The organism is Paenibacillus sp. J22R232, from assembly GCF_056269165.1.
Map to the genome: position 1 here is coordinate 1,025,469 of NZ_JBWDNK010000002.1, position 23,059 is coordinate 1,048,527.

Consider the following 23,059-nt stretch of genomic DNA (forward strand, 5'->3'; position numbering starts at 1 on the left):
TAGAGGAATATATGTCGTACTTGACAAAGGAGCGATAGGAATGAGTATGCAAGCTCTGCGAGAACGAGGTCTCACGAATAAGATATACGGAATAGGTATCTACAGGATCATGATGCGAGAAATCTAAGATCTATAAAAACTTGGATATACTCGATGACCGCGAGAAGGAAGTCGTGATCGGCCGATTTGGGCTGGAGCATAGCGGGGATCTCGCGGAGTTATGTGTCGCGAATGGAGAAGCGGCTTTGATGAAGCTATATCATGAGTTTTATAAGGTGAAGCGGCAGTAAAGTGAGTAGTTCTCAACTAAAGAAGTGGCAATCTCAAGTTCGATCCACTTTACCGGGAAAGCGCGATTGGCATGAGGATGCGACCAACTCTCCTGTTAACTTAATATTATTATATCGGATTAATTATTTAAGATATTCACTCCAGTTAATATAGCATATAATCGCAATATATTGGTGAATATAGGAGATCACAGGATGGCGATTAAGATCGGAATTGATTACTATCCAGAGCAATGGACTCCCGAGCTTTGGGAGAAGGATGCTGCGCTTATGCAAGAGACGGTGTTGCTGTTGTACGAATGGCGGAGTTTGCCTGGAGCCGAATGGAACCGACCGAGGGGGATTATCGGTTTGAATGGTTGGATGCGGCTATAGAAGTATTCGACGCGCGCGGCATGCAGATCGTGTTATGCATACCTACCAATAACCCGCCGAACTGGATGACAACCCGTTATCCCGATGTGCTGCCAATGTATGAGCAACGTCGAATCATCCGGCCGGTTGTGCGTGGACACCGCTGCAACAACAGCTATTCCTTGAGATTGCTGGGCTCCAAATTTGTGGAAGCGGTGTCACAGCGCAATGTGAAGCATCCCGGCGTCATTGGCTGGCAAATCGATAACGAGACGCACTACCAGAATGCCATTGCGATACGTGCAATCGTGCGTTTGTCGCTTGGCTGCAGAAGCGTGGACTAACTTATGTTCAATCGAATGACGAACGTTCAAGGTTTACACAACCTGATTTGGGTATGGAATGGGCAACATAGGGATTGGTATCCTGGCGATGCTTATGTTGATATCATCGGAGAGGATATTTATTCTCCAGAGCGGAACTACAGCTCCCATCAGGAACGATTCGAGCAAGCGCTCTATTATTCGAAGAAGAATAAAATCATTGCTATAACGGAGAATGCGCCTTTGCCTGATCCTGAGCAACTCATAGCTGATAAGGCGCTATGGGCATGGAACTGCACTTGGTATGGAGGATTCGTTCATAAACAGGATGAAGTGGGCAACAACGTGCTATCCGAGTGATATACAGAACGCACGATGTTTCGCAAGCTCTATGATCCCCCCGTCACCGTCACGCGTGACGAACTTCCGATTTGGGAGCTTTATCCGTTGCTGAGAGGGGGTGGTATGGCAGAGAAATGGTTTCAGGCAAATAATACAGAGAAGATTGCTGTTTTATCTAATTGTTTTAGAGAGACACTTACTGTTTTTGGCTTTTAAGCTTACTCATTCGATCTTAAAACTAATATGCAAGGGAGGAAATTTATTTTGAAAAATAAATCACGTCTCAAACGATTAAGATTCAGCTTAATCCATTTATTGTCTCTTTGCTTGTTAATTTCTTTTGTCATACCAGTTTGCGCTGCTAATAATCAGGTTGCCAATACTCAGGTTTCTGTAGTAGGGAACAAAGTCGAGGCTGAGGATGGCGTAATGACAGGCACGGTATCTATTGACAATACAACCAGCGGTTACTCTGGTAGAGGATATGCCTTTTTTAAGGGAGAGGGAGATTTAACGCTAACTTATCAAGCTCCCAATGCAGGACTGTATGAAATCACTATTGGCTACATCTCTCCGTTTGGAAGTAAGAAAACAGAATTAATTGTGAATGGCCAAGGTACAGGCGAAATCTCCTTGGAGGAATCGGCTGACTTTCATGAGCTATCAGCAGGCAAAGTACTTCTGCAAGCCGGGGAAAATACGTTTAAGTTCAACTTGGGTTGGGGTTGGTACAATATCGACTATCTTTTGGTAACACCTATTGGAGGATCTGAGAAGATCGAAGCAGAGGATGGTACCAAGACCGGCACGGTTTCTGTTGAAAATACGATCAGCGATTACTCGGGTACAGGATATGCCTCTTTTAAGGGAGAGGGAGATTTAATGCTTACCTATCACGCTCCTAATGAAGGACTGTTTGAAATCATTGTCGGCTACAACTCACCGTTTGGAGATAAGAAAACAGAATTGATTGTGAATGGCCAAGGCACGGGTGAAATATCTTTAGCGCAATCGACAGGTTTTCAAGAAGTATCAGCAGGAAAAGTACAGTTACAATCCGGTGATAACACAGTAAAATTCAACTTGGGCTGGGGTTGGTACAATATTGACTATATTATCGTAACTTCTGCTGAAGTAGGCGGGTCTCATCAAGTTGAGAAAATTCTTTCTAATCCGAACGCTACACCAGAAACACAGGCATTGATGAACTACTTGGTGGACACGTATGGCAACGGAATTATCTCTGGTCAGCAGGAAAGACATGATGCGGATTGGATTTATGAACAGACAGGAAAGTACCCAGCACTTCTTGGCTTAGATATGATGGATTATTCACCTAGCCGTGTGGAACATGGGACGTCCTCCCAATCGATTGAACAGGCGCTCGATTGGGGTCAACAAGGTGGGATTGTTCAAATTCATTGGCATTGGAACGCACCAAAGAATCTTCTTGACGTACCGGGGAATGAATGGTGGAGCGGATTCTATACGAGAGCGACAACTTTTGACGTTGCTTACGCACTTGCCCATCCTGATTCGGAGGACTACCAGTTGCTTCTTAGAGACATTGATGTAATCTCCAATCAATTAAAGCGGTTGCAGGATGAACATATTCCTGTAATTTGGAGACCATTGCATGAGGCTGAAGGCGGGTGGTTTTGGTGGGGGGCAAAAGGTCCTGAGGCATACAAGGAGTTATACCGCCTCATGTATGATCGCATGAAAAATGTACACGGGCTGAATAACTTAATCTGGGTATTTAACTCGGAAAGTGAAGAATGGTATCCTGGCGACGACGTCGTTGATATCGTTACTACAGACTATTATGCTCCTAATGGTGATTACAACCCACTTGTCAACAAATACGATCAACTTGTCTCGCTGGTGAACGGTACTAAGTTGGTTGCTCTAGCAGAGAATGGACCTATTCCTGATCCTGATCTTTTACCACTCCTTGGTGCGGACTGGCTGTACTTCATGACTTGGACAGGAAACTCGATCCGTGATGGATTGCAGAATGATCCTCAGCATTTACAAAAGGTCTATCATAGTGATTATGTCATTACAAGGGATGAACTTCCCACTGATTTGTATTTATATGGGCTGGCACCTGTTGCAGAAGTGAGCTACAGTAAAACCGGTTTAACAAATCAAGATGTGGTGGCAACCATCACAACGAATAAGCAGGTCACTATAACGAATAATGATGGCAAGAGCAGTTATACCTTTGCCAACAATGGAAGTTTTACCTTTGAGTTTGTTGATCAAAAAGGGCTCCAAGGGACCGCAGTGGCTACCGTTAATAATATTGACAAAATGCCCCCTACCCTAAAGGTTTTTTCGGATAAGCCAAAACTTACAAAAAACAATCATAAACTCGAAGAGGTTACTTTCTCTTGGGAAGCAGAAGACAGCGACTCTAGCATTGCAAGTGTGAAGCTAGTATCAGTTACGAGCAACGAGCAGGATAATGGCTCTGGAGACGGTAATACGACAGGAGATATCCAAGGCGCTGAGATTGGGACAAGTGATAACAAAATTCTCTTGCGCGCCGAAAGATCGGGTAATGGCTCAGGTAGGGTATACACCGTTACCTATGAAGCCGTTGATCATGCGGGTAACAAAACCCAGGCTTCGGCTACTGTTTCTGTACCGCTTTGAGAGATAAGTTTAATGCACCATATTAATTGAAGTAGTACAGGATACAGGGAGCGTAATAACGAAAGGGGAACTTATGAAATTTTCAGTTTGCATCGATTCCGTATTTAGGAATATGAATTTGTCAGAGGCATTGTCACATGTAAAATTATCAGGGTTTGATGCATTCGAATTTTGGAATTGGAGACATAAAGACATAAACCTGATGTCAAGCGAAATGAAACGACTTGAGCTTTCGCTCTCGACGTTTTGTACAGATGGTGGCAATCTAGTAGATCAAGAGTATCATAAGGAATACTTGCAAGGCCTCAAGGAAGCGATAATTGTTGCTAAAAGACTTGGTTGCGGGACGCTGATAACACAAACTGGAAATGAATTAAGTGGTATCTCGCGTGAGCGCCAAATTGAAAATGTTTTGACAGGGTTACGGCTGGCGGCTCCAATTGCGGAAGAGGCTGGAGTTACACTCCTTCTGGAACCTCTCAACACGGCAGTTGATCATCCCGGGTATCTCTTAACGCGCTCGAGCGAGGCATTTGAGCTTATCGAACAGGTTGGAAGTAATTATGTGAAAGTATTATTTGATATCTACCATCAACAGATCTCTGAAGGTAATCTAATTAGCTCAATGCTGAGTAATCTTCAAAGCATTGGTCATTTACATGCTGCAGGTTGTCCAGGGCGCAATGAATTACAATTTGGCGAAATCCATTATGCCAACGTCATTCAAGCATTGCGCAACGCGGGGTATTCAAACTATTTTGGTCTGGAGTTTATGCCGTCTTCTGAACCTGCCTTAGGATTGGATTACGTTAGGAATTTGATGGATGAGTCCTAAAAAATAGCTTCAGAAATAGTGGCCGTGGCGCTCTGTGAGCTGCCCGGCCATGTTTTGTTTGATGAATGTGGACGACAGTCATATTTAAACCATATATCGAGGTCTGTGAAAATGGACTTTATATGTCATGAATGATTTAAGAGGAAGGAGATGTTCGTTTTTTACATGCCAGTGTCCGTCCTTTTAATGAGAGCGCATTGGCAAAGAGCAGCAGATAGGTTGCCGTATGGAATTGACGTAGCCACTAAGTTCCAGCGCCAATTGTTCAGAATTCTCAAAATAAACGTGATTGTTTTAAAGATTTTAACATGGCTTCTGCTACCGCATTGTAATACGGGCAGCCTTTTTTGTTTAGGGATCCTTTGATGCTGAAGTCTGCCAACGCCTCAGAAATAAGTTTGTTATCGAACTCCTTGCCTATGTCCATGTGGAATAATTGGATGATACCCAAATGCACAGAGATACTCGCCCTTGTCTGTTTTGCTCATTCTACTCGCCCTCAATTCATCTGTCCAACTTACTGTAGTCGATCCAATACCAACGTCTCCTGGAAAAACATGATTTCACATGCAGCATGAGACGCAAAGGTAATTGCTACGATAACGCCTAACGCCCCCAAGGAATACTTTTGGGGGGAAGCTTAAAATGGAATGGCTTAATGATCATAAATTTAAGACTAGAGCAGAAGCTAAAAAGGCAGTATTCGAGTATATTGAGCTGTTTTACAACCGACGGAGAACGCATCCCTCCAACGGTTATATCCCTCCATTACAGTGTTTTTAGGCGGTTAAAATCTAGACTAAAAGTTATAATGAGGTTTTGTTACTGTCTACATAATTAAGACTAAGGTCAAAAGTCGTTATACGGTGTGTCAAAAGTATATTATAATTATTGCTAAAACGGATGTTTGTAGTGCCAACATGAATTATAACTCGCATTTTGGAATCTAGATCATTACTGCCTACATGATATCGATTAGGAAATATAAGATCGGGTACCTAGCCACCGACAATCAAATGTCTCCTTCGCACTCATTCAGTATATTTACAATCTCTAAAAAATTAAATGAGCTGTGTTTACTCAGGTTTCTCGCCGAGTAGAAAACCTAGTGCTTTTTAACTCGTGTTCTGTTAACCTATTGGCAAGAAGGTTAGGCGTTTTCTCAAGATCGGTTTTAGGATGAATGCGAAAGAGCGTCTTTTCGTCGTCCTGGCTAAACTCGGAATAAATAGTGTTCATCAAAGCTATTTCTCGCAAAGGAATAACTGCAATTCGTGATGTGATAAATGACTAAAGGGGCAATGAAAGTGGAGAAGGAACGTGTAGCACTCATTAGACCAGGTCTGTTCGGCGAAGGTGCCGCCGCGGACAGCCGCAGGAATGAATTTGATATTGGAAATGAAATCTTGATTCACAATGGCATCATTACAGATTTCGTGTTTATTGGTGATTCGATTACGCATATGTGGGATTTAAATGCTTACTTCGGCAAAGACGGCCGTGTAATCGTAAATCGAGGAATAGGTGGAGATATTTCGAGTAATGTTTTGCGCAGATTCGATGCTGATGTCATACAATTGAAACCGAAATATGTTGTAATCAAGATCGGTGTTAACAACTTCTGGGCGTTAGACGACGAGTCGGATGAGCATAGAAGAACGACCGATCAGATTGTGCCCGGCTTGCTTAACGATATGAATCGTATGTTTGAGAAATGTGCTGCCAGCGGTATCATACCTATTGTTTGCTCCATTTTGCCGACTAATCTCCCTGAACTTGAGCATAACCATATACGGAACGAGGCTATCGTCTATGTTAATCAGCAATTGCAGCAATTAACAGAGAGACTCGGTATGATCTATATCGATTATCATTCATATTTGACACTAGAGAACAGCAATCAATTACGTGAGGAGCTTGCGGATGATGGTCTTCATCCGCATGTGCTAGGATATAATATAATGGCGTCACAACTAAGAGAGTCGCTCGAACAACATGGAGTGACAATATAAGTATTCGATAAAATATCAAACAAAAGAGACTCTGCAGGTTTATCACCTGGCAGAGTCTCTTTCCTGTCTGCTATAAAGTTATCACTGGAATTCGAACCAATCGAAATTCCCATTCCCTGCTCCTGAACCAGACGGGAAAACAATGTAGATATCATGAATGCCGCTTGCGTTGCTCAATGCCGTGCTGTCCGTCGACATGACTGACCAGCCGCCCGTATCGGACGTGGTTAGCGTACCGATCAGCGTGCCGGTCGTACTGTCCAATCGAATTTGAACGGAGCCTGATCCACCGGCATCTCTACCATAATGTGCAAGAAAAGTAGAATAACCGGCAGATAGATCAACGTCATTATAACGGATCCAATCCCCTTCATCTGTACTGCCAATTACAGTGGATTGAATATTAATTCCGCTCATATCATCGTATTGCTCAGCTTCAAGGTGAATGAGATCAGGAGTAACATAGTCCATGTTCACTCTGATTCGATCCAAATCGGGCACATAAGATGCTGCATTTGACAGCAGGATCGTATTGTTTCCCTCTTGCAGACTTACGCTTAATTGCAATGTGCCGAGTACATTAAAGCCACCTGTAGCCGGAAAACTTACGACTGAAGCAGTATTGCCGTTGACACTCATATCAGCGGTTCTTGCATCCGAGCTCAAGTAGTCAACATCAATGGTATATATGCCGGCTTGAGCCGCATAGATGTCGTTTATTTGCAGGGTTCCATTGTTATTACCGATATACCCAACCTTATATGCGCCGGAGCATACGGAGCATGCGCTGGCAACAGCGGTTCCTGTGAATGTGTTTCCAGTTGCCTCTGCTTCGTAAGATTGGAAGGAGGGAGTGGGGCCACCTTCAATAACATTTCCTGACCCATTGTCCAAGATATCAAGAGTCGATATATTGTCGAAGGTAGAATTCGCAATATAGGCGCTGGAAACGCTCGGAGATATTCCAAAGCCGTACTTACTATTCTTTACGGTGTTTCCTTGCCATAAGGAAGCCAACACCGATGCGCCGTGTGTGATCGCATCTTTGACGTTATTCATGATGAAGCCAGCTGCATAACGCGAGTCTTGATCGTAGCCATTCTCTGTTCCCAGACGGTCGATAACATTATCCTTATAGTTAGACCCGTACACGCTTGCAGCAAATGGCGAGCTTCCGGTTGCAATGGTATCCTCAGCGCGATCTCCTATAAAGCTGTTTTGATAACGGTATGATTTACCGCTAATCTGATTTCTTCTCACATCAGCGAAGAAGCTCGGCATTAGTTGTCCATAATAAGAGACCGTATTCTGATAAATGCCATAGACACTAATTCCTTGTGTATTGGTAGCTGTGTTGTCAGCAATCTTCATGTCATAGGTATTGAAATATAATTGAACGGCTGGACCATCATTATCTGTCAATGTATTATTCTCGACTGTCCCTGTCTGCAGTCTGGACAAAGAGTATTTGCTTGTGCTGTCCGGCACGATATCCCATGCATAATCCAAGGAGACAAGAAGCTGCTTGACAGGACTTCCACCCAAATCGGTTATCGACGCAACATTCCGCATTTGGCCCATACCTTTGCCGTCTAGGATGAGCATCTGCCACTCATTATTGGCTAAGTCACCGGTTCCAGAGAAGCTTTGATTGTAATCATCAGAAACGGTAGCAGAATAAGAATTTGCAGAGATAACATCACCGCCAGTTAAATAGCCCGGAACATCGAATGAGAATGATTCACCATCATTTCCTGTATGGTTATTAATGTTCTGAATAGTGTTGTTTGCAAGATATTGATGGGTGACATTGTAACCCACGGCTGTACTTGTGAATTTTCCTGATAATGAGTCTGTAATGCCAGGAGTAACGTGACCGGTTAATGTATTGCCAATGAACAGATTGTTCTCAGAGCTAAAGGAGACATTTCCCTGCGCATAATCAATGACATTATTGCGCATGGTTCCACCCTTTCTTATATAATTAGAGAACAACGGATGATTAAGGCTTAACTGATTGTCAGCAATGAGGACAGGCCCTGCCGCGAATACATAAATACCTTTCCAGCTGTTGCTGTTATACGGAACGTCTACGACATTGTTATAGAGAAACAGCTTTTCGGAATTCAAGTCTGACATGAGAGGCGGCCAATTATGTGTCGTATCCGTTGGTGAATAGTCGCCTCCTAAATTGATTAATCGGAAATTTAGGGACGTGCTTAAGTCTGACCGCACCGTAATTTTTATATTGGCAATTCCTTGATAACCGTCTCCGGCTGAAGTTCCCATACCTTGTATGGCCACATATTCAGTGGATGAGGATGAAGCGCTGTTAAATTTCAGAATAGTGTTTGTATTGCTCTGACCTTGAAGTATAACGCCCTTTTTCAATTGAATCTTGAGGAAGGGATAGGTTCCGTTTGGAAAGTAGACGACGCCTCCCCCTGCTGCAGTCGCTGCATCGACAGCACTCTGAATTGCTGTAGTGTCATCTGTTGTACCATTACCCATCGCGCCGTAGTTGGTAACATTATAAATCGTGCTCCAATTGAAATCTTTCGCCCAGGAAACGCCAAGTGCTAATGCAGTTGCATCCGTTGGTGCAGAAATAACGGGCAAGACGGTGTCAACCGTATTAGAAGCTAATCTAACCCACTGATCACCAAGCCCAGCGGAATTCGTATTCACTTCGATATAATAGTTGCCTAGAGTAAGCGTAGAAGGGATGGAGAACGAGACTGCATATGGCGTAGTATCAGAAGGTGAGACAACCGTGGGGCTTCCGCTGCCGGTAGGAACTAACCGTATGTACGTATTACGACTGCCGCCATATTCAGAAGCATCCAAATTCACCCCCATTAACTTTAGATCCATTCCGGGATAAGCTGCAGTGTCGGAAAGCCATTGCGGGTCTGCTTTATTGAGGAACAAGGTCGATCCCCATGTTGATCCATTATCATTCGAAATACCGAAGGAATATACGCCTGCTGGCAAATCAGATGGAACGGTAAACCTCCCGTATCGTCCCTTACTGTCTGTTTGTACCGGAGAGACGATTCGATTGTTCGCTTCAATCAGCTTGCCTCTGACAGTACCTGTCAACTCATCGCCGTAAACGGAGAATACCTCACCGGGCTTTACCGCATCGGAGATTTTGAAGATAATCGGAGGATCAGCGGCAAATACAGTGGGGGCAGAAGGAATATAGAGCATAAGCGTAAGAAGGAGCATAGAAAGGACGAGCATTGCAGAGCGATGAACCGAGCTTGCTTTCAACATGTTCAACATCATAAACCACCTCGTTTATTAGAATGATAAAATCGTTTCAATCGAACAATGTCGATTTCTCTGTATTCTATATTGTAAAGCGCTTTCAAGATAGCGACAAATGGGTTAGATTGGTGTTTAAACAGGTGGAATTGATCAAATTACTTGAATTGCGCACACATTTGATGGAACAAACACTGTCTTCTTAAGTTGTGATGTTATAAAGTTATGCAAGCTCTCATTAAATTCCTTGGAGGTACATTAGAATGAAACAAACTAATCGTTGGCAGCAGCATGGATACTTGAAGTTACTCACCTTATTGCTGGCGATTGCCGTTATTCCTGTTCTGATTCTAAGCTTCCTGTCCTATCAGGTATCAATTAATAATGCCAAGCATCAAGCACAGAATTATAGCAAGCAGCTGCTTAGCCAAACCTTGCAAACGCAGGATGTCATATTCGAACAAATGCAAGCATTCATCTACGAAATATTATTGAACTATTCCCACTACCGAGACATTATTAGAGAAGCCCCACATACCTCTGAGGTGCTCGAGCTTTATGATTCCTTGCAGGGGAAGAAGGTTGCCAATGAGAATTGGATCAAAAACTTCTACTTGGTAGACCTTACTTCTAAAAAACTATATTCCTCCGATAGCGGTTCAATCTATTCCTTTGATGAGTTTACAGACCCTAACCTGCTCCAAATATTCAACGAGAACGGCACTCCCATCACAACGAATCAATTCTTCAGACGTACGAGCAGCAGCGGTCAAGATAACCTGTCTTATGTGGTCCGGTATCCAGCGACTCATGGACTGCCAGGCTACATCGTCATCGATATCGACTTAAATAAAATTAATTTTACCGAAGATAGCTCTGGAGGTGGGAGTGATTTATTTGGTTATTTGTTTGTGACCAATCGGGCCGGAGATATGCTGACTAGCGAGCATTTGGATATATTCCAGATCATAGAAGAGGGTAATAAGGGCAATGGTTATTTGGACATTAACGCAAAGTCTAGGCTATCGGGATTAGAATACCATTACGTTATTTCGATTAAATTAATTAAGAAGAATAATCAAATCTTGCTCTGGAGCGTTCTTATCCTATGCCTAGTTTTCTGTCTTTTCGGGGGAATTGCCGCACTGTTCGGATCAAAAAATATCTATACACCGATGGGCAATTTATTGCGATATATCAAGGAATTAGTTGGAGAATCCTCTATTCATACAGATCGCCAACTCAATGATTATAATTATTTGGAGCAAATATTCACCAAGCTAAGTGGAGAGAACAAGGAGTTTATGACGGCTATCCGTAATCATCAGACTTTGTTTAAGCAAAAGCAACTTTCCCTCCTCATTATGGGTAATGCCTCTAGCTATGAAGCGTTAGAGGTACCTGAGAATGTGAAAATAAAGCTGCCTCATCCTCACTATGCTGTCTTATCTTTGGAGTTGGAAGATGTAAGCGATTTTAAGACAAAGTATACGATAGTTGAACAAGAATTAATGTTATACGCGGTAGAGAATATTGTAGAAGAGATATTCGGAGAGCTGGGTTATGTAGCAGCAAGCCACTTTGAGCCTTATCGCATTGTAGCTTTGCTAAATATGAAAGATTTGACAATATATGAAGCTGAGTCTGTCGGCATCAAGAGAATCGAGGAGCTGAGTAAGCTTGCCCAGAACCAACTTGCCAAGTTTTTAAACCTATCTGTCAGCATAGGTATTAGTGAGATAGCGGAAAATAGTCCTATGATCAAGAGTGCCTACCAGCAAGCACTGCTGGCGAATTCCTATAAGGTCTATTTCGGCAAGGAGAGCATTGTCTCCTATCATAGCGTAGCGAATAAGGACGATAGAAATCTCTTCGATGCCAATATGATGCAATGGACGGAACTCAAGGAGCAATTAAAAATTTATCTCCGCATGAACGAATGGGATAAGAACGAAGAATTTATTGCTTATATTATTAATCAAGTTTCCTATGTAGGCATCACACAAGCAGAGTTGCATTTCGTATTTCTTCAATATATAACCTGTCTAACGGATGCTTCGAATGAGTTTTTTGTTCCTTTGTCCGACATTTTTGGCAATAACCTTCGGTTTGATCAATCGGTCGGCCAGATTACAACTATTGAGGAATTGCAGGATGAGATGCTTCGTCTTGCAAAAGCTTTGTTCGAAAAATTAACTAACAAAAAAAGCTATCTACATCAAGAGCTTATTAATAAGATACTAGTGCATATTGAGGAGAATATCGATAAAGATATCACTTTAGAGGCTCTTGCTGAGAAGGTGTACATGCACCCTACTCACTTAAGTAAAATTTGCAAAACGATAACGGGCTTCAGCCTTGGAGAACAGATTGTTCGAGTCAAGGTTCAACGAGCTAAGGAGTTACTCGTAGAATCCAATATTAGCATCAATGAAATTTCTTTGCGGGTAGGCTACACCAATCCCCGTGCATTCTACCGATTGTTCAAAGACCATACCGGATTAACTCCTGGGGAATACAGGAAGAAAGAAGCATTCCATCGCATTGACCAGTAACAAAGCCATCTCATGCAAATACGACTCTAAATGAGCTTTAAGATGAGAATAAGTCACTATTTCGCCTCCACATTCCATGCTACGCTTAGGCAAATTCCGGAACATGAAAATAGGAAAGAGGAGAAGCGAATGGATCAGACAGGAATTCTAAAGTCATTGAAAGCGGTCGTAAAGCATTGGCAGCTAACCATTATGTTATTGCCCGTGCTGTCTACCTATCTTATCTTTAATTATTTTCCATTAAGCTGGTTAGTTATTGCTTTTAAGGACTACAATATCGGCAAAGGAATATGGGACAGCCCGTGGGTCGGCTTGGACAACTTCCGAATGATCTTTACCTATCCGGATCTAACACGATTAATTCGGAATACCGTTGTCCTTAGCTTGCTTAATCTGGTGTTCGTATTCCCAATGGCAATTATTTTTGCCTTGCTCTTGAATGAGTTTAAACATTCTTTCTTGAAAAAATTCGTACAGACGATTACTTATCTTCCCTATTTTCTTCCATGGACGGTAATGGCGGGTTTTATTCTCATGATGTTTTCCATCGATGGTCTAATTAATAATGTGGTAACAGCTCTAGGTTACCCTACTCAGAACTTCCTTACAGACAATACGAAGTTTATAGAGCTTCTGATAGGATCTAACATTTGGAAAAACATGGGCTGGAGTTCGATTGTATATATTGCAGCAATTGCGGGAGTAAATCCATCCTTGTATGAAGCCGCCATTATGGATGGAGCAACGCGGTTTCAGCGTGTAAAGTCGATTACGATTCCAAGTATTATGCCGATCATTGGTATTACATTCATCCTGCAAGTCGGTGGATTGATGTCAGCGAATTTGGATCAAATATATAATCTGTACAATCCTCAAGTATACAAAGTGGCCGATGTTATTGACACGTATGTACTCCGTATGGGCGTAACGCAAATGCAATACAGTATTACAACTGCCATGGGACTGTTCAAAGGTATTGTTGGTCTTATCTTGTTATTGGTTTCTAATTATATCGTGCGAAGAACGAGTGACTCGCAGAATTCATTATGGTAGGGGGATAAAGCTATGAATGTCAAGAAATTAAGTGCGTTTGATTTTTTCAATTACACTATTATGCTCTTACTCTGTGTGACCATGATCTATCCGTTCCTCCATATTGTTTCATTGTCACTAAGTGATCCGGTCGCTGCAGGACGCGGGGGCTTCATGTTCTATCCTAGAGGCTTTCAATTCGATGCTTACAAAGGATTGGTGCACGACCTTCTCTTCTGGAGGAGCTACAAAAATATTGTTATCGTTACTGCAGTCGGTGTGGTTGGCGGATTGATCTTAATAGCAATGGCTTCATATGTGCTCACTGTAACCTATTATCCATTCCGTAAGACCATTACGATGATGATCACGCTAACGATGTTTTTCCAGGCGGGGATTATACCGAGTTACTTACTTTATAAGGATTTGAATCTTATGAATACCTGGATGCCACTATGGATTCCAGGGGTAACCTCAGCATTCTATATCATTATTCTAATCTCATTCTTTAAGCAGATTCCATCGGAAATTAAGGAAGCGGCTGTGATTGACGGAGCCAGCGACCTAACCGTATTCTTCCGAATTCTAATGCCGTTATCTAAGCCTGTACTAGCAACCATTGGTCTGTTTCTTGCCGTATCGCATTGGAATGATTGGTATAGCCCTTATATCTATATTAACGATTCTAATCTTAACACACTTCCAGCTGTGCTCAGACAATACATTGTACGCTTAGATATGCAATCCTTCTCTAGTATTGTGAAGGGAACTAATGATGACATTATGCCTGAGCAATTGAGAGCAACCGTGATTCTGGTCTCTATCCTGCCCACCTTGGTCATCTACCCTTTCGTGCAGAGATACTTCGTCAAAGGAGTAACACTTGGTTCCTTGAAAGGTTAAAAACAATACTGCTCATTTGTCTTCATTAGTGCTCAGAGCCATCCAAATCTGGTCGAACTTCTGAATCAGCATAAATCCGATGATTAATCACTATCGGAATCGCTTTCAAGTTGGTAAGTTGAAGTCGTCAGGAACATCTGAACATTCATAGGGGGTCACACGAAATGAAAAGCAATTCATTATTCGTTCGTAAGTTGGTTATGGTGTGTCTAATCGCAATTTGTACGACAGTCTTTGCGGGTTGTTCACAAGGCAATAATTCAAATGCAGGTAGTTCAAATGCAAGTACACCTTCAGCAAGCACAGCCGATGAGAAAGTATACGAAATTACATGGCATGGATCCTTTCAATTAGATACGGCATCCGACAGCTATGTACAGCAAGAACTTGAGAAGAAGTTTAATGTTAAGATCAAAATCGTGAATGCGAACATGGATAAGCTGAAGCTAATGGCAGCTTCGAACGATTTGCCTGATGTTATGAGATTAGCTGATCCTTCAGATGTAAGCAGCTTTGCTAATACCGGTTCTACACTAGAGCTCTCACAGGAGTTATTAATTGAACAAGCACCTCATGTAGTTAAGTCTATTAATGATACTGCTCCTACATTATGGGGATTAACGAATTATGAAGGCAAAAATTATGGCATTCCGCAATACATTACAATCGTGCCTTGGGATACTGCAATGGCTTGGCGTCAAGATGTTCTGGATGCAGCAGGTATCACAAACACACCGAAGACGATTGCAGAATATGATGTCGCTTTCAAAACGATTGAAGAGAACAAGAAGGATATCATTGCTAAGACAAATCCTAAATTAAAAAATCTGTACATGTTCTCATCAGCAGATATTCAAGCTCCATTCCTTCAATTCACTTGGTTATTTGGTGCTTTTGGATCAATGCCTGGATCTTGGCAATTGGATTCAACAGGGAATGTCGTTCGCGGAGAGACGCTGCCTGGAACGAAAGATGCTCTTGCTAAATTAGCCGAGTGGTACAAAGCCGGCTATATCGACCCTGCATTTGTAACAGACAAAGGCCAGCAAGCGGATGCGAAGTACAAAACAGGAAGCATTGTTCTCAAAGACAAAGGTTTTAGCGAAATCGCTGCTTCAACGCCTGATGACTTGCAGAAAGCATTTCCTAATGTGTCTTATGCAAATACGGCTGCTCCTACAGGACCTAATGGTGATTCAGGTGTATGGTCATGGGGAAAACGCCAAAACTTTGTAGCGTTATCTTCTACTTTAAAGGATGAACCGGAGAAAGTTAATAAAATTCTGCAAATTCTTGATGCAATCTCTTCTGATGAACAGTTATACAAGCTGACTCAGTGGGGAGAAGAAGGCAAATCCTATGAAATGAATAATGGTATTCCAACCATGATGGCGCCATATGATAAAGATTCCTCTACAGAGAGCATGGCATTAGGCGCACGAGGCATATTTGGCCCATTCGGATCTCCTGATGTGGTTAATAAATTTTTGAATCCAACCTTAGTGAAAGAATGGTCGGACAAATATGCAGGCAAGCCTGATGTTACCTTTGCCCTAGCCTTGCCATCAACAGGAACAATCGAGCAGAGATTAGTTGATAAATGGAATGAGACCCTTATTAAAATTGTTATCGGTGACTCCCCTCTCTCTGCTTATGATGACTATCTGACATGGATTGACGCTAACGGAGGTAAAGAACTAACAGAAGAAGCTAATGAATTATATACCAATCAGTTAAAAAAATAATGACTGCTTAGAGGAAACTAGATGTCCATCTGGCTTCCTCCTTTTTTTACTTTGAATTAAAAAGGAGAATTTAATATGCAACGTATTCTTGCAGATCTGCCATTCGAGAGCCCTCCGACATGGGCCATTATGCAGCGGGAGCTGTTTCGCGTTATGAATGAAGCGATAGACCCCTTACTAGAACGTTATATCCGCCCCAATGGCGAATTATTATGGCCGGTCAATGATGAATATCTGGGCGTAGATGCTCTTGATGATGCCTATGAGAGTTTCTACAATTGGCCGCTATTCTACCTTTTAGGTGGTCATGATCGTTTCCTATCGCTCTCAATAAAACAATTTGAAGCCATCACAAAGCAATTCACTCGCTATCCAACGGGGCATGGCCATCAGATGATCGTGAACGAGTATGAGCAAGGGTATGATTGGTTCCATCAGAGCGAAGGTTACCTTTTCTTCTACTTGCTATGTATGGCAGACCCAACTCGTCCTCTGAACGTTGAGCGTGCACGCAGATTCGCTGGCTTCTACATGAATGAAGATCCGGCAGTGGATAATTATGATCCTGAACATAATATAATTAAATGTGCATTCAACGGAAGTATGGGACCGGCGTATCGCAATTTCTCGGGGTATCCATTCCTGCCATGGTCATTCGAAGATTGGAAGGTTCATTATAATCTTCCGTTCAGCGATATTGCAGGTATTGAAAAAGCAATTGATGTGAAGGATCCTGAGAAAGCACAGCTCATGGGGGAAGCGATGGTTAGCCGAATGTCACAGGGCGATGTTCCTTCTAACTTGGCTTCCACCTCACTAATGACCAATGCCTATCTACTCACTGGCGATGATCGATATCGGAAGTGGGTAGATCATTATGTGACTGGATGGGAAAAACGCACCATTCAGAATGACGGAATCATTCCGGATAATGTCGGCTTGAGCAATAAAATTGGAGAATCGATGAACGGCAAGTGGTACGGAGGATATTATGGCTGGACATGGCCGCATGGCTGGGAATCGATAGGTGACTCAGTTGCTGTTGCGGCTCAGAATCGCACATTGCTGGAAGGTGATACTGCTCATTTGGATTTCATCCGTTCTCAACTTGATGGATTGGCTGAGAAAGGTATTATTGTGGACAATGTGCTGTATCTTCCTAACAAATACGGTGACTCTGGGGCTGTATATAACCATGAGGCGAATGGGAAACTTCGGGATGAATTCGGCCATGTCTTATCGAAGGATGGCTGGTTTGAATTTGCGAGGGAGCACGCTAAGCATCCTGCATTAATATGGGCCATTTCCTTGGAAGAGAAGGATCGTGAGCGATTAATTCGAACTCGGAACCCGGAGACAAATGATTGGAAGCAAGTGCTCCATCACCAGAACTTGAAAGATCAAGGAGGACATGAATCCGCCTGGACGTCATATATCAGCGGAGAATACCCAGAATATCCTGAGCATATTCTTACTTACAATTTGAAGCAAGTGTATGAACGAATTCAATTCGTACGTGAGGATAAGCAAGACCCGTCAACTTATAGCGATGCCTATCTTCAACGAAGAAATCCGCTTTCCGTTGAAGGTTTAATTCAATTAACGATGGGTGGCACTATGCCCGTATATAACGGAGGGTTGCCTTTCGTTCAGGTTCGCTATTATGACGAAGAGCATAAGCGTCCGGGATTGCCCTCTGATGTTGGAGCTTTGGTTACATCGATTACTCTTGAGGATATTAGTCTAGAGTTAGTTAATCTTCATGCAACGCAAAGCAGGTCACTGGCTGTACAGGCTGGGGGATTCGGTGAACACCGCTTCGATCAAGCAACATTCGGAACGAAGCATTCACCCGAGCCAGGATCAAATACTCTTGCTATTAATGATCGTTTCTTGCAAATTACGATTGAACCGGGTTGTTGTATTCAATTGACATTGAAAATCGATCGTTACGTGAACAAGCCATCCTATACAGCATGGCAAGAACGAATAAAGGAACAGCCGCCATGTATTTAACGAGAATGCGGTCTGAACAAGTCGTCGAAGCCATCAGACAAGAGCTTCCTCTAGTGATGGGCGCTGGTGTAATTGAATATCACGGTCCACATTTGCCCATAGGAACGGATATGATGATAGCGGAACATATAGCCCAATCGATTGAACAGAGATGCTCTTGCGTACTCGCACCAACTCTTCCGTATGGACCGACCCTTTCCTGGGCTGGAGCTGCAAGTGAGGGGGAGATGGATTTCGATCCAGAACCGTTCTATGTGTATGTAAAGGAAATGCTGAAACGATTTATGCTAATGGGCTTTAAGCGAGTTTATATCATTCAGCATCATCAGGGTAATGAAGGCTTGCAATCCCTCTGTTTGCGTCGGGCAGCGCAAGAACTCATTCGGGAACAAACAAGCAGTTGGGGAGAAGGCTGGGGCAGGCTGCGTGCCGAACAGCTACCTAATCCAACGATATTCGAATCCGTAACAGTCGCTGGAATCGATGCTTACTTGTATGAGAGCAAGGATGATGAACGTATGCCGATCGGACATGCTGGTAAAGGAGAAACACAGCTTATCCAGCATATCGATCCTGAAACGGTATGCATAGACAATCTAGTGGGTAAAGAGCTTCCAGAGTGGCTGCTCGATGCAGGAAAAGCAAGTACGAATGAAGGAAAGCTATGGCTCGAACGTTGTATCGACAGCTGGGTCCAACGTATTACAGCAGGAGGTATATCATGATTCTTCCGGAAAAAATCTCGAAGTTTGATATCATGGCTTATTTGCCTAAGAAGGCTGAGACGACTATTCCTTATGGAATAGGCTGTGCTTGGTTAGGTCGAGGAGGAAATGATCGGGCAACAAGAGAGTCAGAAGTGAAGACGTTACTCCACAGCTATGCAACAGGTTTCCGCTATTTTGATACGTCTGCTGCCTATGGGGAGAGTGAGCTTGTTGTTGGTGAATTTATTGATAGGATTAAACGAGATTCGATCTTTCTTGCTTCGAAAACCTACGTCAATCAAGCTACTTCTCCTACAGTTGCTGCCTTAGAGGCTCGTTCGAATCTCTATCACAGCTTGGAGAGACTAAATACATATTACTTGGATTTGTATCAGCTCCATGATGTAGGGAGTGATCACATGTCTGCCATTTTATCTCCGAATGGCGTAGTAGCCATGCTGCAAGAAGAGAAGAAAAAAGGTAGAATTCGAAAGATCGGAGTCGCTACAAGAGATCTTGAGGTACTAGCCTGGGCAGCTCAATCAGGAGAATTTGATAGCATTCTTACCTATTCGGATTATACGCCAATAGATCGACAAGCCTCAGATGCGATTCGGCTAGCCCATACATGTGGCATGGGTGTTATTAATGCTAGTCCGCTATTATTTGGTCTGTTAACTGGAGGAGATCCGAGTAAAGTTGCTGTTCCGGTATCAGACCCCTTTCGGAGGAGACGACAGCAATTGGCTATAGAGCTATATGCGCTCTGTCAACAATATAATATTTCCTTGCTTGCTGTAGCCTTGCAGTTCCCAACGAGTTTAAATGCTATTTCCATCACGTTAACGGGCCCTTCAACCATCGAGGAAATCAATACTACTTGGGAAGCCCTTCATACAGACATTCCTGAGCAGGTATGGGAAGCTATTGAGGCATGGTATCGTAGGGGAAACGAAGAGTAATTAGCGAACTCAGGAGGATGAAGATGAACATACTCGTTATCGGCCTGGAATCATTGCATAGCTGGAGTTCCATATCGTATCTCAATATCGTAGGGATCGTTGATTTATACGAACAGAGAGAGAAGCTTGCGTCAGTTGATGCTTATTGGCTTGAGCAGTATCCTCTCTATGCGGACGTCGAGACGGCAATTGCCGAGGCTTCACCGGATATTGCAGCAATTGTTGTCCCTGGTAATCAGAAGAATACCCTTGCTGCTGAACGTATTGTATTGGAGAGAGGCATCGACTTGATCGCGCATAAATTGCGATTGAATTCGCTCAAAGATGTAGAAGAACTTTCCCTGCTTGCGAGGAATAGCACAGCAACCTTCTATATTGGCGAGTTCTACCGTCACTTGCCTAGTATTCGAACGATTAAGAAACTATTGACTGACAATGAGATCGGGGAAGTCGAATATATTGTATGGAATTGTGTTTTGCCAATGGATGCAATCGAGCATCTATCGTGGATGGATGCTTATGCCCACGGTTCGTTAGAGGATTTGGCCTATCACCATTTTAGTGTGCTTCATCATTTATTGGGTTTTCATTCTACAATCTTGCATGCACAATCCTATAAACCTTCATGGACAGAGGTAAATTCGCAATCGATTGCTTCTGTGCAAGCAATGACACAAGAAGGCTATAGATTGCACTATTTGAATACCTGGGGATCAAGGGCGGAAGCAACAGACTTCCTTGGCGATATTCGATTAGAGGGAACACAAGGAACAATTGAACTGAAATTAGGAGCAGTTACGCTTACTAAGCATAGAGGAACAGCTCAGAATTGGCCATTACTTGAAGCCGAATATGATAGTTTCTGGGGCATCTATGATCATATTCATGATGTTGCTATGCAACGCCCAACAGCTTACACAGGGTTGCCTTACACTTTCGAACAATTTGAGCCTATACTTAGGGCCATATATGAAGCGGTCAATAAGGCTGAACTTAATAACTAACCATATTGTATTTTTCTCATTAGCGAGCACCGGCGACACAATACCAAGTCGCACAACAAACGCAAAGAGACAAGATTTATTACATTAAAAATGAAGGTGATAAGCATGAGCGGTACAGGAGAACGATTGGTCAACAAGATAGCCTTAATTACCGGAGCAGGCTCCGGGATTGGCAAATGCTCGGCGTTGGCCTTCGCTCTGCAAGGTGCGAAGGTCATTGTGAATGATTTGGATGCAAGTAAGGGCAGCCAAGCCGTTGAGGAAATCCGTGGGGCTGGCGGCACCGCCTCGTTCATTCATGCCGATGTGACCGATCCGGAATCAGTTCAATCAATGGTTGAAAAAGCGCTTGAGGGGCATGGCCGAATTGACGTGCTTTTCAATAACGCAGGCATCAGCGGCGTAGGTGCCTTGCATGAGGTGGAGCCCGATGTCTGGGACCACGTCATGAAGGTGAACATTAGAGGCGTATATTTACCTAGCAAATATGTGCTGCCATCCATGATTGAGCGCAAGTCGGGCGTTATTATAAATATGTCATCCTGCGTGGCCGAGATTGGGCTGGCGAAGCGCGCATCCTATGCGGCGACGAAGGGGGCGGTGCTGGCGCTGACGAAATCGATGCAGGTCGATTATGCGCCTTTCGGAATCCGTGTAAATGCGCTGCTTCCGGGTACAATTCTGACGCCTTTTGTAGAGAATTATTTGAAACAATCGTATGACAATCCAGATGCTGCCGTCGAATTGATCAAGAAGCGCCAATTGAGCGGTGAGCTTGGCCGACCACAGGATGTGGCGCAGGCAGCATTGTTTCTGGCATCGGAAGAATCGAGATTTATGATGGGTTCTCCGCTTTATGTCGATGGAGGTGTCGTCTTCGGAAAGAACGCTTAATAACAAAAATCAGAAGCATACAAAGGAGAGAGCGGAACATGAAGCTGTTATCTTTTATTGAGAACCAGACATACAAGCTTGGTGTATATATCGGAGAGGGAGAGGGTGTTCTCGATATTAAGGCTGCCGTGACGGACACAATAACGGGGGTCGGACAGGTGGAAGGCGTGCCCGTCACTGTGCAAGCGGTAATTGAGGGCGGCACTGCCGCATTGGATAAGTTGCATGTATTTGTCGAAGCTGTACTAGCGGCTGACGGCCGCAATGCTTATATTCGTTTAGAATCGGATTTGACGCTAGGACCATGCGTGACGCATCCGAACAAAATTATCTGTGTCGGCCTCAATTACCGCAAGCATGCGGAGGAGACTAACGCCGGGTTGCCCGTCTACCCGATCCTATTCAATAAGTTTAACAATACGCTAGCTGGCCACGGCGAGAATATCCCGCTGCCGAAGGTTTCGAAAGAGGTCGATTACGAGGCGGAGCTGGTTATTGTGATTGGCAAGCAGGCGAAGTATATCGCGAAGGAGAATGCATTGTCGCATGTGCTCGGCTATTGCAATGTTAACGATCTATCGGCACGGGATCTGCAACTGCGTACCCCGCAATGGCTAACAGGCAAGTCCTGTGATAAATTCTCACCGCTCGGTCCCTATCTGGTGACAGCGGATGAGGTCGGCGACCCAAACCGATTGAGCATCAAGTGCTTCGTCAACGGGGAGGTTCGCCAAGCTTCCAACACCTCTGACATGATCTTCAGCTGTGAGGAACTCGTCAGTTACATTTCGCAGTATATGACACTTGTGCCTGGAGATATCATTCTAACGGGCACGCCGGAAGGGGTCGTACTCGGCAAGCCGGCGGAAGAACGTGTGTATCTTAAGCCGGGTGACGAAGTAACCATTGAGATCGAGAAGTTGGGGTCAATTACCAATACGATGGTATCCGAGGAATAACAGATTGGCAATAACGAGGAGCGTAAATCGTCCGACTATTGCATCGAAGGATGAATGTATAGAATTTTTCTTTGAGAAATACGCGCACATACAAATTATTCCACCTAAGATCCGGGTGATACTTAGCTGTTCGCTGCAGCAGTGACACCAGCCGACCTGTAAAGATGCTGTTGGCATGCGAGTCAAATACTTTGT

The 23,059-nt window shown here is 43.5% G+C and carries 17 protein-coding genes and 3 pseudogenes; 18 read left to right on the plus strand and 2 right to left on the minus strand.

The genetic code is table 11. The features are described 5' to 3' along the window. Positions 1 to 116: 116 nt before the first annotated feature. The 6 genes and pseudogenes from AC0YN3_RS10700 to AC0YN3_RS10725 form a co-directional block, all read left to right on the plus strand. Positions 117 to 290, plus strand: a pseudogene (locus tag AC0YN3_RS10700) (RNA polymerase subunit sigma-70); the annotation flags it as partial. A 195-nt stretch (positions 291 to 485) separates the two neighbouring features. Then, a complete protein-coding gene (locus AC0YN3_RS10705) occupies positions 486 to 665 on the plus strand; it encodes a hypothetical protein (RefSeq protein WP_475775039.1) in 180 nt (59 codons plus the stop codon). Continuing rightward, positions 614 to 988: a beta-galactosidase gene (locus tag AC0YN3_RS10710; protein ID WP_475775040.1), complete on the plus strand. Its 375-nt coding sequence runs from the start codon at positions 614 to 616 to the stop codon at positions 986 to 988. Before AC0YN3_RS10705 ends, AC0YN3_RS10710 begins: the two co-directional genes overlap by 52 nt. A 3-nt stretch (positions 989 to 991) precedes the next feature. Continuing rightward, positions 992 to 1,327, plus strand: coding sequence for a glycosyl hydrolase (locus tag AC0YN3_RS10715; protein ID WP_475775041.1), 336 nt, complete (start codon positions 992 to 994; stop codon positions 1,325 to 1,327). A gap of 246 nt (positions 1,328 to 1,573) precedes the next feature. Then, positions 1,574 to 3,970 (plus strand): glycosyl hydrolase, encoded by a 2,397-nt coding sequence (locus AC0YN3_RS10720; RefSeq protein WP_475775042.1) that lies wholly within the window; start codon positions 1,574 to 1,576, stop codon positions 3,968 to 3,970. A gap of 73 nt (positions 3,971 to 4,043) precedes the next feature. Then, positions 4,044 to 4,805 carry a hydroxypyruvate isomerase family protein gene (locus AC0YN3_RS10725; protein WP_475775043.1) on the plus strand — a complete coding sequence of 254 codons (762 nt, stop codon included), beginning with the start codon at positions 4,044 to 4,046 and terminating at the stop codon, positions 4,803 to 4,805. 231 nt (positions 4,806 to 5,036) lie between these two features. On the opposite strand, the pseudogene AC0YN3_RS10730 reads toward AC0YN3_RS10725, so the two are convergent. After that, positions 5,037 to 5,238 (minus strand): annotated as a pseudogene (locus AC0YN3_RS10730) (IS3 family transposase); the annotation flags it as partial. 206 nt (positions 5,239 to 5,444) lie between these two features. Between AC0YN3_RS10730 and AC0YN3_RS10735 the strand changes: the two are divergent. Further along, positions 5,445 to 5,588, plus strand: a pseudogene (locus AC0YN3_RS10735) (IS3 family transposase); the annotation flags it as partial. 518 nt (positions 5,589 to 6,106) lie between these two features. Next, positions 6,107 to 6,817 (plus strand): GDSL-type esterase/lipase family protein, encoded by a 711-nt coding sequence (locus AC0YN3_RS10740; protein WP_475775126.1) that lies wholly within the window; start codon positions 6,107 to 6,109, stop codon positions 6,815 to 6,817. Positions 6,818 to 6,898: 81 nt separating this feature from the next. On the opposite strand, the gene AC0YN3_RS10745 is transcribed toward AC0YN3_RS10740, so the two are convergent. Next, positions 6,899 to 10,108, minus strand: a complete 3,210-nt coding sequence (locus AC0YN3_RS10745) for a carbohydrate-binding protein (RefSeq protein ID WP_475775044.1) — start codon at positions 10,106 to 10,108, stop codon at positions 6,899 to 6,901. A 443-nt stretch (positions 10,109 to 10,551) separates the two neighbouring features. Here AC0YN3_RS10745 and AC0YN3_RS10750 point away from each other — a divergent pair, with 443 nt between their 5' ends. From AC0YN3_RS10750 to AC0YN3_RS10795, 10 genes are all read left to right on the plus strand, one after another. Further along, positions 10,552 to 12,642 carry a helix-turn-helix domain-containing protein gene (locus tag AC0YN3_RS10750; RefSeq protein WP_475775045.1) on the plus strand — a complete coding sequence of 697 codons (2,091 nt, stop codon included), beginning with the start codon at positions 10,552 to 10,554 and terminating at the stop codon, positions 12,640 to 12,642. A 129-nt stretch (positions 12,643 to 12,771) separates the two neighbouring features. Beyond that, entirely contained in the window at positions 12,772 to 13,695 is a 924-nt protein-coding gene (locus AC0YN3_RS10755; protein ID WP_475775046.1) for an ABC transporter permease, read from the plus strand. Positions 13,696 to 13,707: 12 nt separating this feature from the next. After that, complete coding sequence (locus AC0YN3_RS10760) at positions 13,708 to 14,577, plus strand: carbohydrate ABC transporter permease (RefSeq protein ID WP_475775047.1); 870 nt, start codon at positions 13,708 to 13,710, stop codon at positions 14,575 to 14,577. 164 nt (positions 14,578 to 14,741) lie between these two features. Then, a complete protein-coding gene (locus AC0YN3_RS10765; RefSeq protein ID WP_475775048.1) occupies positions 14,742 to 16,322 on the plus strand; it encodes a type 2 periplasmic-binding domain-containing protein in 1,581 nt (526 codons plus the stop codon). A 75-nt stretch (positions 16,323 to 16,397) separates the two neighbouring features. Then, positions 16,398 to 18,338, plus strand: a complete 1,941-nt coding sequence (locus AC0YN3_RS10770; protein ID WP_475775049.1) for a DUF8034 domain-containing protein — start codon at positions 16,398 to 16,400, stop codon at positions 18,336 to 18,338. Further along, a complete protein-coding gene (locus tag AC0YN3_RS10775) occupies positions 18,329 to 19,063 on the plus strand; it encodes a creatininase family protein (RefSeq protein ID WP_475775050.1) in 735 nt (244 codons plus the stop codon). The genes AC0YN3_RS10770 and AC0YN3_RS10775 overlap by 10 nt, the downstream gene beginning before the upstream one ends. Further along, complete coding sequence (locus AC0YN3_RS10780) at positions 19,060 to 20,007, plus strand: aldo/keto reductase (protein ID WP_475775051.1); 948 nt, start codon at positions 19,060 to 19,062, stop codon at positions 20,005 to 20,007. Before AC0YN3_RS10775 ends, AC0YN3_RS10780 begins: the two co-directional genes overlap by 4 nt. A gap of 23 nt (positions 20,008 to 20,030) precedes the next feature. Then, positions 20,031 to 21,011, plus strand: coding sequence for a Gfo/Idh/MocA family protein (locus AC0YN3_RS10785; protein ID WP_475775052.1), 981 nt, complete (start codon positions 20,031 to 20,033; stop codon positions 21,009 to 21,011). 105 nt (positions 21,012 to 21,116) lie between these two features. Beyond that, positions 21,117 to 21,905: an SDR family NAD(P)-dependent oxidoreductase gene (locus AC0YN3_RS10790; RefSeq protein WP_475775053.1), complete on the plus strand. Its 789-nt coding sequence runs from the start codon at positions 21,117 to 21,119 to the stop codon at positions 21,903 to 21,905. A 38-nt stretch (positions 21,906 to 21,943) separates the two neighbouring features. Continuing rightward, positions 21,944 to 22,864: a fumarylacetoacetate hydrolase family protein gene (locus AC0YN3_RS10795; RefSeq protein ID WP_475775054.1), complete on the plus strand. Its 921-nt coding sequence runs from the start codon at positions 21,944 to 21,946 to the stop codon at positions 22,862 to 22,864. The last annotated feature ends 195 nt before the right edge of the window (positions 22,865 to 23,059 follow it).